This is a genomic window from Pseudoalteromonas sp. T1lg75 (assembly GCF_002964705.1).
Classification (GTDB): domain Bacteria; phylum Pseudomonadota; class Gammaproteobacteria; order Enterobacterales; family Alteromonadaceae; genus Pseudoalteromonas.
In genome coordinates, this window is the sequence record NZ_PQCD01000004.1 from 1 (window position 1) to 15,820 (window position 15,820).

The following is a 15,820-nucleotide window of genomic DNA, read 5'->3' on the forward strand; positions in this document are numbered from 1 at the left end:
GTCTACGTTTCGCGATCCGTGAAGGTGGTCGTACAGTTGGTGCTGGTGTTGTAGCATCAATCGTAGAGTAATAGTTACTCTCGAGAAAAAGGCCGCTTTTAGCGGCCTTTTTTTATGCGTAAAAAAACCTTATAGACCACCTTCACGGCCGTAAATTGTAGGTCAGGCTTCAGCCTGACAATCCCTGTATCTTCTTATATCGCCGTTCAATCTTCTCAATGGCGACTTTCTCACCTTTCTCGTTAAAACTCCCCACAGCTCTCTGTAGTGAGATCTTGTCGCGTTGGCGACTCCAACCAAAGGGCGGTTTACGCCAACCGCCCCTTGGAACCCCAAGGCGCCCGTAATTCGCCTATGCTTCCGAACTCGGATTTTTGCTAAACGCTCCGCTTAGGCTGCGACACGATTTAACGGCACTTCCCTGTGCCGGTAAATCTAGCTTGGCGTCGTGCCTCGCTGTCTTAGCCACGCTATACAGCAAAAGCTGATTTCTCCAGCGCGAATTTAAACGGGAAACTCGATACCTGTAGGTCAGGTTTCAACCCGACAATTTTTCTAGGGCCATCGACTATGGTGGTAATTGATAGTTCTTGTCGGGTCGCCGACTGCGACCAAAAGAAAAGGCTTGTCCATTTCCCCTTGGAACCCCAAGGCGCCCCAACATTGCATAATTTCCTCAACGAGCCACGAGAAATGAACGTAACCAACAGGCACAGCGCATCCCCCCTCCTCACAGAGTTCGTCGCCTTCAAGCGGCGAGAGTGAAATTGTTCACTCTCTTGTTTCCGCTTTCAGCCATGCTGGCGATTACTCTTCTCGTATCGCGTTTCGGGTGCAATGTAAGGGGAATTGGGCTGATACATAGGTGTTCTTGAGATCGTGATAGTGTATGGATGTAACCTAGGCTTTAACTTTGAGTGAATCTTAGTCGGCGACCCAACGAGATCTCCAACCTCAGCCTTTTTGGGTGCGCCATGACGAGCATTATCACATTGATTTTGAAGTGCCTTGTCAGTAGATGTCGTCGAAATAGAGTAAATTTGAATGTCTAAGTAAAATTAAGTATGTCATCTGAATTGTGTGATTTTATAATTTTTTATGGACATTGTAATTTTCTCATCTACCTTTTTTGTTAATCGTGGGGCAGGGCTGAAAGCGAAAAAGAGAGTGAAATTGTTCACTCTTGTGGTATGAAGCTTATGGCCAGTACAGTTTTGCTACCGAACCACTGCGGTAGACACCTGCATCTCCAAAACCTGAGCCGCAGGGGGTTTCAAATCATAAATCAGTTTGGTCGTAGGCTCGGTAATGATCTGGCTAACAAAAGCCTTCTTAGGTAATTCGAGGAGGGCGTCCTTATCTCTAAATAAGTGTAGATGGTTCTCTGACTCGCTAAGGTAATAAACTTTCCCGTCGGCAACTTTCACACTGTTAGGCGCTACTCTGAGTGGGAGGGAAGAAAAGTCGTAATACAGGCTATCATCACCGTTTGCGTCAATTCGTTTCAGCTGCTTGTTGCGCAGATCGCCGTAGTAGAAAGTCTCACCTTGCTGGCTTTCTTGTGCTATTAATCCAGCGCCGAGTTTGATCGTTTTTATTTCCCCTGATTGAAACTCATATTTAGTCAAATCATAGATATTTTCACTGCCTACGCTTAGATACAGTGCATCGGCGTTGAATGACCATCCGAGTAAGAAGCTGCCGGGAGAGACCTTTCCTAGCTCATGAAGGGTGGCGGATTGAGCATCATAGATAGTCAGATAAGAGAAGTTTTCTTTACGGGTAATAAAAGCCAGTTTGTCTTGTGCATGAGATAAAACCGGCTGCGCTATGTTGTCCGCATTTAGGTCCGTTAGTTTTTCATTACTTCCCTGACGGTATAGCCAAAGTTCGTAGCTACCAGTTCTATTCGAGACAAAATAGAGGCTTTCGGTACTCGCTGACCAAACTGCTTTCATATCGTGAGCATCGCTATTGAGGCCTTTAAACTCTTTGTTAAAGCCAACAAACTGGATATCCAAATCGGATTTACTTTTCATATACATTAGCTTGTTGCCATCATTGTTCAGGTGTAGATCTCGAATTGTGGCAGTGGGTTCTAAATTGGCATAACGTGATAGTTTATCTGTGCTTAAATTTAGTTGCCAAAGGGCATATTCGCCTTTGAGCTTAGCGGCGGCTATCAGGTTGTTATTGGAGTGCGAGGTCAGCGCCGTGATTCTGTCGAGTTTTTTACTTACTTCTGTACTACTATGGCGCTGAATGTCGTAGCGCATAATTCGACTTGCACTTGGGGTGTGCCAGTTAACGTAGAACAATGCCTCCGACCCTTTTAAAAATGTCGGTAATGTATTTGTTCCTGGTTGACTGATGTAAGCCAGCTCAGGTTTTTTTTCATCTAAGTTCAATACGGCTAGTAACTCTTTCCCACCATCTGAAATGGTGAGCGCGAGGACTTTTTCTTGCTCTGACAGGGCGATTGCTTTTATATCGGTCGACGCAGTAAAAACCGTTACCTTTTTGCCTGTTTTTGTGTTGTGTCTGATTATTTGGCAACTGGAGTTGGCGCAATCGACATAGTACCAACTATTCGACTGCTTTCCCCAAGCAGGTGATTTGTAATCCGAATAGCGAGCGGTTAATTGAGCGGTTTTATGACTTTCCAAGTCTTTGAGAAAAATTTGCTTTTCTTTGTTGCTTCCTCGAATCAAGAGAGAGTATTTCCAGTTCGTATCTGGGGCGGCGAAAGTAACCGATTCTTGGCTACTGGAGAGAGGAATAACTCTGAATTGAGCCATGTCTCTAGATACGAACGGCTTTAAGAGTAAGGCAAAAGCAAGAATGATTATAAGTACGAATAATAGGATTGTGGTAACTAGTACCTTGAAGTTTACCCTTGGCCTCTTAGATGATTTCGACTGGGTGACCTGGTGAATAAATGAATAGCCTTTTTTGGCTATGGTTTCAATATAAATGGGCTTTTTGGGGTCATCGCAGAAGACCTTTCTTAGTTCGAAAATAGCGCGAGTGACTACTTCTGGCTCGGTAACTTGGTCTGGCCAAAGTGTAGTTAAAATCTCCTCTCTACTTAGCACTTCCCCACGATGTTGCACCAGCAGGCAGAGAATGGCCATTACCTTAGGCTCTAGGGTAAAAGTTCGTTTGGGTAAAGTTAACTTATTGTGTTTAGGCGATACAAGATACTCACCAAGCCAAAATTCCGTTTGCAAGATAGCTTCCTAACGCATTGAAAGTATGAAAGATAATGCCATATCGATAACATCACTGTTACATGATTGTAAGTAATGAGGCGTGGGTATACAACAACTTTACATTACAAAATGTGTTGTTATTTAACAGGGGCATAAGATGCAAAAACTTATTTATTTAGCTTTATTTGGCTGCTCAATGGCCACCCAAGCGGGGCAAATTAATCTCACCATAGAAGGTGATGGCGTCGTAAGTTATGGAAGCGGTGATTTTAAGTGTGAACAGTCATGTGAAATAGATACCAGCGAGGCTACACAAATACTAAAAGCAGAAGCCGCGACAAACTGGGCCTTTGATAGTTGGCAGGGGCAACAGTGTGACGGGGGAAATTATATTCACCTTGAGACGAGCGCGACTGAAATTACCTACGCTAGTGGCGGTGCAAAGACGCTGCAAGCCATTGAAGTAAACAATGACGAATACATGGACCTAGTTGGTATCAGTCTCTTTGATGGCTCAATTTATCAAATGCTAAACCAGTCTGGTGATGGTTTCAGCCGCAAGTCAATTGTTGGTGGGCTTGAATATCCGGCGGCGCTTGATGCCTATGACTGGGACGGCGATGGTTTTGAAGATTTACTGGTAAGCGAATATTTGACTCGCAAGATCAAACTGTACTTGAATACTGGTACCGGTGAGTTTGTGTTTAAAAAAGACATAGTGATCGATGGTGTCCGCCCCTATGCTTTCACCGTAAATGACTTCAATCAGGACGGTCAGCCAGATTTATTTATTTCCAGTTTTCAGGCAGACACCTCGGGGGATCTGTTTGTGCTGGTGAACACCATAACTAATGCTAAAACGGCGCTCTATCTAAATAATAATGATGTATTTACAGAAGAGTTGCATATCTCGGAGCATGCTGCAATTACGCTTGATAGCTACAGAGATGCTGATTCCGGCCAAGTACAGTTGGCAGCAGCGGAAATTGCCGCCAAGGCGGTGGCTGTTTATGGCCAGGAAGAAAGCTTTACGCGCCGTGTTATCGACAGAAGCCAAGCTCCTTACGGAGTCGCATTTGCAGATATCGATAAAAATGGCAGCATGGACATGCTTTCTGCGCATTATCTTGCACCTCGCCTGAGTCTTCACTATGAAGGCGGCACCGTGAAAAAAGATGTTGCCGGTGCCATCGATGGCTTAACGGCAACAGCCGTTGCTGATTTAAACAACGATGGTTACCTGGATGTCGCAACCGGTGAGTTTAATAAGCAACAGTTCTACTATTTTGCCTCTATTGGTTATCAAGATTGCTTGGTCAAGCAGGGGACTAATATTGAGCTCAATGCCGTGTTTACTCAAGGTGAGACAACGACTACTCCGCCCCCGCCGGTAACAGACCCGGTTGCTTCTAGTGATGACAGCTCTGGTGGAGGCAGTACGGGAATGGTTTTCTTGCTTATGAGTTGCGCGGTTTTTTTACGCAGATATTTTAACGCGTAAAGGGTTGTGGACCACAAAAGTGATTTTGGGATGACTTGAATTTTCCAGATGTTCTATGGGCATTAAAGGTCGCAATATGTGGCCTTTTTATGTTCTCACTGCTATATCTCATCCTGTGTACAGGCCGTTCAAGTTGGCTTGTGTATAAAGGTTAAGTTAAATACTCTCTCGTAATAGAGCTCCTTTCCTGACGTTATTTCACCCTTGACCTCCTCTTGTCGTGCTGCTGTCGTGGTAATGTCGTCACCGACGGGTAAAATTATTTGCCAAGATTTCCCCGAATGCAGAGGCAAGGAGACGATGATGATCAAAAAGTTAAGAGAGCAAAAACAGTGGTCGCAGGAGCAGTTGGCGACCGTGGCTGGTTTAAGCGCGCGAACAATTCAACGTCTTGAAAGTGGTAATAAAGCAAGTTTGGAATCATTGAAAGCCCTTGCCTCGGTGTTTGAAGTTGATATTGAAATTCTGACAAAGGAAATCACCGTGATAGATAAAGAATCGCAATCTTGGCAGGTACAGCCGCGTTGGTATAAATCGTTGATGTGGGGCGTATCTGAGAGGAAGCCGTTAGCCATAATTGAGTACATTAGTGTGGCTGCAGGAGCAATTACTTGGATTTTACAGCCTAATTTGTTTGCTGCTCCGGCACTTTTTCTATGCGCATATCTGATCAGCAAATTAATTCATCGCACCGAACAACAAAAGTTCTGGTAGAACTAAAAAGCGCAAATTTGAATGTCTAAGTAGAATTAAGTATGTCACCTAAATTGTGTGAATCTCCAATTTTTACTGGACATTCTAATTTGCTCATCCACTCTGTGTTTTTAATTATGGAGCCGGTAAAAAGCTTAATAAAGTTGACTAAACAGCGAGTTAGCGCCAACCTAACGAGATTGTCCCCAACTTTTTAACCTCCATGCCCGAACTGAATATCCCCGCGAATATTCCCCGCACCCACAGTCGTTTCGGCCGTTGGCTGGGTACCAAGGTGCTGAACTGGTTCGGTTGGCAGGTGGTGGGGGAGTTTCCCGAGCAGGGCAAGTTTGTCGCCGCGGTGGCGCCTCATACCTCGAACTGGGACTTTGTCATCGCCATTGCGGTGAAAATGCACCTACAGGTGCGGATCCGTTTTTTAGGCAAGCACAGTATCTTTGTCTGGCCCTTGGCACCCTTATTGCGAAAATGGGGTGGTATCCCGGTCGACAGGCGCTCCTCCCATGGCGTGGTGGCGCAGGTGAAAACCCTGTTTGATAATAGCGACGCGCTGATCCTCGGCTTGGCCCCTGAAGGCACCCGCAAATACACGCCGCAATGGAAAAGTGGTTTCCTGCATATCGCCAAGGCGGCGAAGGTTCCCGTGGTGCCCATGGCCTTGGATTACAGTAAAAAGCAGTTTGTGATCATGGCGCCGTTAGAGGTCGGGGAAGATATAGACGCCACACTGGTTCAGGTTCAGGCCTTGTTTCCTGCCGAGATGGCCAAATATCCAGAACAGCTGTCGGGCGTCAAGTAACACTAAAGTGCTTGGTGTAATTATGCTCATGAGCCGCTATGCTAGAGCGAAAACAATAATAAATTAGCCCGTTATGTTCTCTATTGGTGTGATAAGCGTGATTGCCCTGGCCTACCTCGGGGTCTTGTTCGCCGTGGCCTGGTATGCGGATAAGTTCAGCAACAATCGTTCCAGTGGCTGGATCTATGGCTTGTCTTTGGGGGTCTACTGCACCTCCTGGGCGTTTTACGGCACTACCGCGCAGGCCGCCAATAACGGCTGGTGGCTGGCTCCTACCTATACCGGCACCATCCTATTGTTTGTTTTTGGTTGGCAAATTTATACCCGTATTGCCACCATTTGTCGCCAGCAGCAACTCACCTCCATGGCCGACTTTCTTGCCACCCGTTACGGTCAGTCGTCCCGTTTGTCCGGCCTGGTGTCGCTGATCTCGGTGATCGCCATCGTGCCCTATATCGCCCTGCAGCTCAATGCCACCAGTGCCAGTATCACCATGCTCACCGAGGTGGAGCGCGGCCAAAACGACTATTTCTATCAAGACAGTACCTTTTATATCACCCTGACCCTGGCGCTGTTTGCCATCTTATTCGGGGCGCGACGGGTGCGCCCCAGTGAACACAATCCGGGCTTGATGGCCTCCATCGCCTTTGAGTCCGTGGTCAAGTTGCTGGCCTTCGTCGGCGTGGGTTTATTTATTTGCTTCGGCCTGTTCGACTCGCCCCAGGCCATTTTTGCGGCGGCGCAGCAGCAGGAAATCGTGGCACAGATGCAAACCACCGCCAGTCCGGGCTATGTCTATTGGGTGCATGTGTTGCTCGGCTTATTGGCGACCTTGTGTTTACCACGTCAGTTCCACACCGCCTTTATCGAGCATGATAACGAGCAGCAGATAAGAACCTCACGCTGGTTATTTCCCCTCTATCTGTTGCTGATCAACCTCTTTATTCTGCCCATCGCCTATGCTGGCTTAGTGTATTTTCAGGGGCAGGATGTGGGCTACGACACCTTTGTGCTGGCCCTGCCCATTGCCGCCGAGGCACCCTGGGTGTCGTTGTTGGCCTTCTTGGGGGGCTTTTCTGCGGCGACCAGTATGGTGATCGTCTCCACCATAGTCTTGTCTATCATGATCACCAACGACTTTATCAACCAGTTTTTGCTGCGCCGTTCGCAACTGAGCTCGTCCCACCGCGGCCTTTCCAAGTTTAAGCTGCTGCAGGCGCGGCGCGCGGTGATCGTGGTGCTCTTGCTGTTGAGCTATGCCAGCCACCGGGTGCTGGCCGAAGGCAATACCCTGGCCAATATGGGCCTGATGTCTTTTACCCTGGTGGCCCAGTTTGCCCCGGCGATGATCATCGGCCTGTGGTGGTCCAAGGCCTCGTGTCGCGGCGCCCAGCTGGGAATTTTAAGTGGCTCGGCAATTTGGTTTTACACCCTGTTGCTACCGAGTGTGTATTCCGCCCTGTATGGCGAGGCCGCCTGGCTTAACGAGGGACCGTGGCAACTGGCCTGGCTGGCACCGAACAACCTATTTGCTCTTGGTCTGGAGCCCCTAACCCAAGCCGTGCTGCTGTCGTTGGGGGTGAACACCCTGGTTTATCTCTTGGTGCCCTTTATCAGTGCGGCGCAGCTGGCCGAGCGCCTGCAAAGCAATAAGTTTATTTTGCGTGGCGTAGAAGAGCGTGACGCCAATATCGCCCTTAGCTATCAAGAGCTGGCGCTGCTATTACAACGTTTTAGCGAACCGGATCGTGCCGCCGAGCTGGTAGAAAAATACTTCCCCGCCGCCCGCAACCGTTGGAAGGAGCAGGCTCCCGCCGCGGTGGAAGAGCGGGTTGAGCGGGAAATGTCGGCCCTGGTAGGCGGCGCTTCGGCGCGGCTGATCCTCGATGTGGCCAAGGATGAAAAACGCCAGCCCTTTGAGCAGGTGGCGGAGTTTGTCGATGAGGCCTCTCAGGTACTGCGCTTTAACCGGGATCTGTTGCAGGCCACCATAGAAAACATAGAGCAGGGCATTAGCGTGGTAGACAGCGATCTCAAACTGGTGGCCTGGAATCAGGGCTATCAGGAGATGTTTGCCTATCCAAAAGACATGCTGGCGGTGGGGCGACCCGTGGCCGAGCTGATCCGCTTTAATGCCGAGCGCGGTTTGTTTGAATGCCAGCAAATCGAGGCGGAGGTGAGCAAGCGCATCGCCCACCTACGCCGTGGCAGCGCCTATAAATATCGCCGCGAGCACAACGATGGCCGGGTCTTCGAGATGCAGGGAAACCCCTTGCCCGGCGGTGGTTTCGTAACCACCTACACCGACATCAGCGATTTTGTGCAGCAGCAACGTGAGTTAGAGCTGGCAAACCTGAATCTGGAAGAAAAAATCGCCGCCCGTACCAGCGAGCTGGTGGCCACCAACCACGCCCTGGTGGCGGCCAAGCGGGAGGCGGAATTAGCCACGGAAAGTAAGACCCGGTTTTTCGCCGCCGCCAGCCATGATCTGTTACAGCCCTTTAATGCCGCCAGCCTGTTTTGCTCGCTAATGAGCGACAAGGCCCAAGGCTCGGAATTGGCTGAGCTGGCCGAGAATATTCGCAACTCCCTGGCCAGTGCCGAGGATTTATTGTCGAGCATCTTACAGCTAACCAAGCTGGAGTCCGGCTCCTTTAAAATCAACAGCACCGACTTCTCCTTGGCCAGCTTGTTGCAGCCCCTTGCCAATGAATACGGAGCCCTGGCCAAAGACAAGGGCCTGGGGTTTCGTCTGCAAGGCGCCGAGGTGATGGTGAAAACGGACAAGGCGCTGCTTAAGCGGGTGTTGAGTAACCTGTTGAGTAACGCCATTCGCTATACTGAGCAGGGCGAGATCCGGGTGCTCTGCGAGTGCCATGGGCAGCAGCTGTCCATTATGGTGGAAGACACCGGAGCCGGCATCGCTAAGCAAGATCAGGAGCTGATCTTTGAGGAATTCAAACAGTTGCAGGGCAAAGAGCAGGCGCAGGGCCTGGGTTTGGGGCTGGCCATTAGTAAGCGTATCTGTGCCGTTTTGGATATTAATATGACCCTGGGCTCACAACTCGGCCAGGGCACCCAGTTTACCCTGACACTGCCATGTTATAGTCAGCCGCACAGCGCGGTGCCAACACCGAGCGAACACAAGGGTCAAGATAATCAACTGGCAGGTATGCGCATCTGGCTGCTCGACAATGACGATAACGTGTTACAGGCGCTGTCTCAGGTGCTACTGAACTGGGGATGTAGCGTGGCGTTGGCCAAGGATCAGGTGCAGTTGGCCGAATTAGTGCAAAGCAGTGAGGCGGATATTCTGATTGCCGACTACCAGCTCGATGATGGCGTCACCGGTTTGCAGGTGATCCAGGCTCTGGGTCTGGAGGACATGGCCATCGTGATCAACACCGCCAACCATGACGAGGCCATTCGTGAGCGCGTCAGCGATTGTGGTTATCCCCTGCTGTATAAGCCGTTAAAAACACCGGCATTAAAGCGGATGCTAAAGCGCTTAAAGGCGAATCAGGAGCAGGTTAAATTGTAGGTCGGTGCTTTGCGCCGACAAAGCGAGATTCCTGCCCTTTTGTTGGCCTTATCGGCAATGTGCTCCTGCATTGCTCTACTACCGTCATCTCTAGCGGCAAAGGCCAACTTACAACGACAATATGCCTTTGTGTCGGGATAAAATCCCGACCTACAATTCAGGCTTCTTCACTTTCGGCTACCGTGGCCATTTGCTTGAATAAAATCCCCGCCTGGGTGCGGTTGTAGACATTGAGCTTTTTCAAAATGGCCGAGACATGCTGCTTAATGGTGGTTTCCTGAATCGACATGGCATAGGCGATCTGCTTATTGAGCATGCCATCGGCGATCATGCTCAGTACCCGATACTGCTGTGGCGTCAGCTTTTCCAGGTTACGGGCAAACTGGGCCTGTTCACTGTTAACGTCGGTGCAAATTTCCGTTTGCGGTGGCAGCCAGTTTTCCCCTTCGATAACCTGAGCGATGGCTTCACTGATCACATCCAGGGATGAAGACTTGGGAATATAGGCACTGGCGCCGAGCGCCATGGCCTGTTCAATAATGCTGGGGTGCTCATTGGCGGAGACCATGATCACCAGAATATCCGGGTATTGATTGCGCAGTCGTGCCAAGCCTTCCAAACCCTGGGCGCCGGGAATGGTGAGATCTAAAAACACCAGCTCAATCTCCGGGTGGGCGACAAGGGCGCTAAACAGCTCCGATAGATCGCTGGCTTCTAAAATTGGCTCATCGGCCATGGCCTGGGCGGCGGCTTGCTTTAGGGCGCTGCGAAATAACGGGTGATCATCGGCGATAATGGCTTGCACACTGGGCATCCTAAGTTGACTCCATGTCCCTCGTTATAGGGGATTTTGTTAGTCGCGGCAAGGGCCTGCGGTAAGTTGCATAAGAGAAAGGCGACCGTTTGAAACCGGGGGACGGCCGGTCGCCTTGGTATAGCAGATGGGATTAGAAGTTATAACCCACGGTGAGCGACACGGTGCGCGGGTCGCCAAAGTAGCCGATCAAGGTGTTATCGCCACCCAGACCCGGGGTGTACTTGCTGACATCTGTGGGATCAGACGCATCCGGGGTGACGAACTGGTAGCCACCGATCATATACTCTTCATCCGTTAAGTTCTTGCCATGGAGGCCGACACGCCAGTGGCCGTCGGTGCTATACCAGTTGACGCTGAGGTTGAGCAGGCCATAGCTGTCCTGGCTCAACAGGCTGTCTTCTTCGAATAACACATAATCGCCACGGTAGTAGTAGTTGGTGTTAAACACCCAGTCGCCGTTGTCCGTATACAGGCGATAGGTGGCGCCCAGGTTAAAGGTGAGATCCGGGGTGTTGGAGATACTAAAGCGATCCGACTTATCGAAGATTTCGCCGCTAACAGGGTCCGTATCCAGCACCTCTTCGAAATCCGAGTCGATATAGCCCATAGACGCATCAAACGTCAGGGCGTCGGTGGCGACATAGTTCAGCTCCACTTCCACACCGTCCGCAGAGGATTTACCTATATTACCCAAGCGCTGGTTGAGATCCGCCGAGCTATCGCCGGGCAGTACCGAGATATACTGACGGTCTTCATGATCTAAGGTAAAGAAGGTGATATTGGCACGCAGGTTGTCGTTCCACTCGCTCTTCATACCCAGCTCGTAGGAATCCACGATTTCCGGGTTGGCCGACGGCTCGGCGGTGCTGGCACGGGGGTTAAAGGTGCCCGATTTAAAGCCCTGAGCGTAGCTGGCGAAGAACATGATGTCGTTATTGTATTGGTACTCGACGCCAACGCGAGGAGTAAAGCGTGACCAATCTTCTTCATCGTCCAAGACCAGGTTTTCTTCAAATTCTGGGCGTTCATAGCCGGGTACCCAGCCAGATTCTGGATAGATGGTGGCAACCAGGGCGGTGTTATTGACGTAGGCTTCTTTCTTATCCTTGGTATAACGGGCACCCAGGGTTAATGACCACTGGTCGGTTAAATCCACACTACCCTGAATGTAGGCGGCCTTGCTGGTGGAGTTGCTGCAACCGCTGATTTCGCGGGTGAAGCTAGGCAGTGGCACGCCAACGCCCAATTTATCGAGCTGCGCACCCACCTCTAAGATGGCATCGAATACGCCGCAGGATTCACCGTCGTAATAGTACAAGCCGGATACCAGCTTGTAGTTGTCGCCCTGGTGGTTCATCTGCAGTTCGTGAGTGGTTTGCTCGTCGTCGTAGATGGCGGGCACATCGAAAATACGTAAGGCGGTATTATCAAAGTCGATATTGGTCGGCGAATAGCTGTCGCGCTTGGCACCGATATACTTAAACGAGGTGCTGTCGCTCATGTCCCAGCGTGCGGTCAGGCTATAGCCCTCTAACTCCACCTTGTTCCAGGTTGGCATACTGGTGTAAGAGTCATAGACATCATCCGGCACCGGGGCCTCGGTCAGGACACTGGGTAATAAACGGTAGCCGCCCTTGGAATTCGAGTCATCGTCGGTTTTATCCCAGCCAAGGCGGAAAAACAGGTCTTCCGTGGGGCGAAACTCCAGAGTCAGGCGCGCCGCGGTAAGATCCTTGTTGTAGTTTTCCTTATCCTGACCATCCAGATCCGAGACCAAAAAGTCACCAAAGCCGTCGCGGTTTAAGGTAGCAAAGCCGTAACCCAGGTAGAGCTGCTCATCGATCAGCGGTACTTGCCCGGTGATTTTCAAATCTCTTTGGTTATAGCTGCCCACCGTACCCTGGATATCAAAGGTCATATCGCCGGTCATTTCCTTGGTGACATACTTTACCGCGCCGCCAATGGTGTTTTTACCGTAGAGTGTCCCCTGCGGGCCGCGTAATACTTCAATTTGCTGGACATCCAATAAATCCAGTACCGCACCCTGAGGGCGGGCTACGTAGACATCATCGATGTAGATACCCACACCCGGCTCATAACCCCACAGCGGGTCCTGCTGACCTACGCCGCGAATAAAGGCGGTGATGGTGGAGTTGGTGCCGCGGCTGGCCTGCAAGGTGGTGTTGGGTGAAAACTGCTGTACCTCGGTCATCACCGAAATACCGTTTTCCTGTAGTTGCGCGGCGCCGATTGAGGTCACGGCCACCGGTACCTCTTGCAGGTTCTCTACCGTTTTACGGGCGGTAACCTCGATGCGCTCCAGCTCGGCTTTTTTTACTTCTTCTTCTGCCAAGGCCGTTGGGCTTGCCAGTGCACTTGTGAGTGCCGCCCCAATCGCTAAGGCTAGACTAGAGCGGCGTAGACTGTATGTGTTCATCCTGTATCCCCTGTTATTGTCGTTGTCCGTGCGCCGGTATTGTTATGGGTCGTCACGGTATGGGTTTGTTTTAAAAATATTAATTAACTGTGACTTTAGGGGAAAAATGCGACGAGGGGGTTAGTACCTTAGTACTATCGCCGCTACAGCCCTTTATTTACGGGGTGTGGCGCAATTCTATAACCTTAGTACTATGTATTTTAACGGTTTGTGGGGCCACACTGATTGCCAGTGTTGTTAACAGAAACAGCTGCTATGCTAGCTCTGATAACTAAAACAATAATAATTCGAGGAGCACTTCTATGCTCAGTATGATTGGCCTTATCGGCGGTCTGGTACTACTTATCATTCTTACCCTGCGCGGCGTAAACCTGTTTATTGCCGCGCCCTTATGTGCCCTGTTGGTGGCGCTGAGCGGCAATATGGCGCTCTTTCCCGGTGAGAATGTGCCTTTAGACTTTGTCAGCACCTATATGAACGGCTTTGCCGGTTTCCTCAGTGCCTGGTTCTTTATGTTCTTACTCGGCTCTCTGTTCGGCAAGTTTATGGAAGACAGCGGCGCCGCGGACAGCGTTGCCCGTGCCATAGTCAACAAGCTGGGTATGAAACACGCGGTATTGGCCGTGGTGATCGCCTGTGCGGTGTTGACCTATGGTGGTGTCAGCGTCTTTATCGTTGCCTTTTCCGTGTACCCCATGGCTCTGAGCCTGTTTAAAGACGCCAACCTGCCACGACGCTTTATTCCCGCGACTTTGGCCTTTGGCTCGGTGACCTTTACCATGACCTCGGCGGGCTCGCCGGAGATTCAAAACTGGATCCCCATCAAGTATCTGGGCACTTCGCCCTATGCGGCCTGGGAAGTGAGCCTGGTGGTGGCTGTGTTTATGGCCATTGCCGGTTACTGGTGGCTGAAGAAGATGATCACTAAGGCGGTGGCCAATGGTGAGCGCTTCGAGGCCCGCGACGACGACCCGGAAATTCCCGAGCGCGACTATCCCCATCCGATCACCGGGGTGATCCCGCTGCTGGTGGTGTTGCTGCTGTCCTTTACCCTGCACGATGTATTGCACCAAAGCGCGCTGATTGTCGCCTTGCTCGGCGGTGTGTTGGCGATTTTGGTGATTAACTTCAAGCATTTCCACAACCTCAGCGGTGCCATTAACTTGGGTACCACGGGGGCGCTGGTGGCCATAGGTAACACCAGTGCGGTCGTTGGTTTTGGCGCGGTGGCTAAAAACACAGAGGCCTTTCAGGTGGCGGTGGAAGTCATGACTAATATGCCCGGCAACGAATTGCTCGGTGCGGCGGTGGCCGTCAGTGTGATTGCCGGTTTGACCGGCTCGGCATCCGGCGGTCAGGCCATAGCCCTGCCGTTAGTGGCGCCTCATTACCTGGATGCTGGCGTTAATCCGGAGCAATTGCACCGAGTGGTGGCGATCAGTTCCGGGGCGTTGGATACCTTGCCGCACAACGGTTATGTGGTGACCACCATCCGTGCCATCTGTAAAGAAACGCACCAGCGCGCCTACTGGTCTATGGCGGCATTAACGGCCGTGGTGCCACTGATTGGCGTGGCCCTGGCGCTCGCCCTATTTATCTTATTCTAAGGAGTGAACAACATGAGCATGCTGCGAATAATAGGCCTTGTTTTAATCTGTGTAAGCCAGTGGGCCTGGGCTCAGAGCGAGCCCCTGCTGGTGGAAAAACAGCGTTTCGCCTTTGCCAACTACACCACGGAGTCGGGTGTGACCTTGCCCGAGGTGCAGGTGGGGTGGGAGAGCTACGGCACCCTTAATGAAGCCAAGGACAATGTGATTTTGATCACCCATTTCTTCTCCGGCACCTCCCATGCGGCGGGTAAATACAGCCCGGATGATGCCTTGCCGGGTTACTGGGATGCCATTATTGGTCCGGGTAAGGCCATAGACACCAACAAGTTTTTCGTGATCAGCTCGGATACCCTGGTTAACGCCAACTGGCACGATAAAAACGTGATCACCACGGGCCCGGCGTCCATTAATCCAAAAACCGGCAAGCCCTATGGCCTGGACTTCCCCGTGGTCACCATAGGCGATTTTGTCGAAGTACAAAAACGTTTGCTCGACAGCCTGGGGATTGAAAAACTCCACGCCGTCATTGGCGCCTCCATGGGCTCATTCCAGGCGCTGGAATGGTCGGTGCGTTACCCAGACAAGGTTGAACGTTTAGTGCATGTGATTGGTGCGGCGAAAATGGACGCCTGGACGGTACCCGCGCTGGAAAAATGGGCCTTGCCTATTCGCCTGGACGCAAACTGGAATAATGGCAATTACTATGAGGGTGAGCGCCCGCTGGCCGGTGTGACCGCCACCATGCTTAACATCACTCAGGACGCCATGCACCCGGAAAGTTATAAGGCCAGCTTCCCGAACTTCAAGGTGCAGGACGAGGGTGCAAAGAAAGACATACGCACCTTGCCGGCCATCAACCAGACCCTGCATGAGCGTGCCCTGGTTCGAGCGCAAACTCAGGATGCCAACCATATTCTCTATTTAGTGCGCGCCTCGCAACTGTACAGCGCCGGCATGCAGGAAGACCTAAACGCGGCGGCAAAGAAGATTCAGGCCAAGGTGCTGCTTATGCCCGCCAGCAACGACCTCTTGTTACGCCCAGGCCCGGTGCGCGCGTTTGCCAAGCTGCTTAAAGAGCAAGAGAAAGATGTGAAAATCGAGGAAGTTGAGGGTATCTGGGGTCATCTTGACGGTATTTTCTCCATTCAAACCAAGGCCCCGGTGATCGCCGAATTCTTAGCGGAGTAAT

The 15,820-nt window shown here is 51.1% G+C and carries 9 protein-coding genes and 1 pseudogene; 7 read left to right on the top strand and 3 right to left on the bottom strand.

Going from position 1 to position 15,820, the window contains the following annotated elements; genetic code table 11:
- Positions 1 to 71: pseudogene (locus C2M36_RS00745) on the top strand (elongation factor Tu); the annotation flags it as partial.
- Positions 72 to 1,217: 1,146 nt separating this feature from the next.
- On the opposite strand, the gene C2M36_RS00750 reads toward C2M36_RS00745, so the two are convergent.
- Positions 1,218 to 3,230, bottom strand: a complete 2,013-nt coding sequence (locus C2M36_RS00750; protein ID WP_105253304.1) for a winged helix-turn-helix domain-containing protein — start codon at positions 3,228 to 3,230, stop codon at positions 1,218 to 1,220.
- Between the two features lie 139 nt (positions 3,231 to 3,369).
- Here C2M36_RS00750 and C2M36_RS00755 point away from each other — a divergent pair, with 139 nt between their 5' ends.
- The 4 genes from C2M36_RS00755 (at position 3,370) to C2M36_RS00770 (ending at position 9,767) form a co-directional block, all read left to right on the top strand.
- Positions 3,370 to 4,713: an FG-GAP repeat domain-containing protein gene (locus C2M36_RS00755; RefSeq protein WP_105253305.1), complete on the top strand. Its 1,344-nt coding sequence runs from the start codon at positions 3,370 to 3,372 to the stop codon at positions 4,711 to 4,713.
- Between the two features lie 303 nt (positions 4,714 to 5,016).
- Entirely contained in the window at positions 5,017 to 5,427 is a 411-nt protein-coding gene (locus C2M36_RS00760) for a helix-turn-helix domain-containing protein (RefSeq protein ID WP_105253306.1), read from the top strand.
- A gap of 202 nt (positions 5,428 to 5,629) precedes the next feature.
- Positions 5,630 to 6,226 (top strand): 1-acyl-sn-glycerol-3-phosphate acyltransferase, encoded by a 597-nt coding sequence (locus C2M36_RS00765; protein ID WP_105253307.1) that lies wholly within the window; start codon positions 5,630 to 5,632, stop codon positions 6,224 to 6,226.
- Between the two features lie 73 nt (positions 6,227 to 6,299).
- Positions 6,300 to 9,767 carry a PAS domain-containing hybrid sensor histidine kinase/response regulator gene (locus tag C2M36_RS00770; protein WP_105253308.1) on the top strand — a complete coding sequence of 1,156 codons (3,468 nt, stop codon included), beginning with the start codon at positions 6,300 to 6,302 and terminating at the stop codon, positions 9,765 to 9,767.
- Positions 9,768 to 9,924: 157 nt separating this feature from the next.
- On the opposite strand, the gene C2M36_RS00775 is transcribed toward C2M36_RS00770, so the two are convergent.
- Complete coding sequence (locus C2M36_RS00775; protein WP_105253309.1) at positions 9,925 to 10,581, bottom strand: response regulator; 657 nt, start codon at positions 10,579 to 10,581, stop codon at positions 9,925 to 9,927.
- Between the two features lie 133 nt (positions 10,582 to 10,714).
- On the bottom strand, positions 10,715 to 13,021 hold the full coding sequence (locus C2M36_RS00780; RefSeq protein WP_105253310.1) for a TonB-dependent receptor: 2,307 nt from the start codon (positions 13,019 to 13,021) through the stop codon (positions 10,715 to 10,717).
- 302 nt (positions 13,022 to 13,323) lie between these two features.
- Between C2M36_RS00780 and C2M36_RS00785 the strand changes: the two genes are divergently transcribed.
- Together C2M36_RS00785 and C2M36_RS00790 are read left to right on the top strand one after the other, a co-directional pair.
- Positions 13,324 to 14,628: a GntP family permease gene (locus tag C2M36_RS00785; RefSeq protein ID WP_105199960.1), complete on the top strand. Its 1,305-nt coding sequence runs from the start codon at positions 13,324 to 13,326 to the stop codon at positions 14,626 to 14,628.
- A gap of 12 nt (positions 14,629 to 14,640) precedes the next feature.
- A complete protein-coding gene (locus C2M36_RS00790) occupies positions 14,641 to 15,819 on the top strand; it encodes an E22 family MetX-like putative esterase (protein WP_105253311.1) in 1,179 nt (392 codons plus the stop codon).
- The last annotated feature ends 1 nt before the right edge of the window (position 15,820 follow it).